The organism is Vibrio ichthyoenteri ATCC 700023 (assembly GCF_000222605.1).
Classification (GTDB): domain Bacteria; phylum Pseudomonadota; class Gammaproteobacteria; order Enterobacterales; family Vibrionaceae; genus Vibrio; species Vibrio ichthyoenteri.
On sequence record NZ_AFWF01000243.1, the window covers coordinates 1 to 630 of the forward strand.

The 630-nt window shown below is 54.6% G+C and carries 1 protein-coding gene; it reads left to right on the plus strand.

All coding sequences use genetic code 11. The features are described from left to right. Positions 1–630 (plus strand): VCBS domain-containing protein (locus RH85_RS23060; RefSeq protein ID WP_006713906.1); only part of this gene is annotated, 630 nt, incomplete at both ends.

Here is a 630-nt window from a genome sequence, read left to right on the forward strand (position 1 = left end):
CGTTGCCTCGGTGGATGGCACCACCCACGATATTGTTATTACCATTACTGGGGTGAATGACAGCGCAGTCATCTCAGGTGATGCAGTTGGTGCGGTCACTGAAGATGATACCGATCCGGTGCTGACGGATTCAGGCGTGTTAACGCTGACTGATGCTGATACAGGCGAAGCCAAGTTTGACCCAGCTAGCGTGGTCACGCCGGCCGGCGCACTCGGCGAGCTTACCATCGATGAGAACGGCAACTGGGTGTATAACGTCGACAACGCTGACGTGCAATACCTGGCTCAAGACGAAACCAAAATCGAAACCTTCACTGTTGCCTCGGTGGATGGCACCACGCACAACATCGTGATAGCCATTACCGGGGTTAACGACAGCGCAGTGATCTCAGGCGATGCAATTGGCGCCGTCACCGAAGATGATACCGATCCAGTGCTGACCGACTCGGGCGTGTTAACCCTGACTGATGCCGATACCGGCCAAGCGAAATTTGACCCAACCACTGTGGTCACTCCGGCCGGCGCACTAGGTAGTTTAACTATCGATGAGAACGGCAACTGGGTGTACAACGTCGACAACGCAGACGTGCAGTACCTTGCTCACGATGAAACCAAAGTCGAAACCTTCAC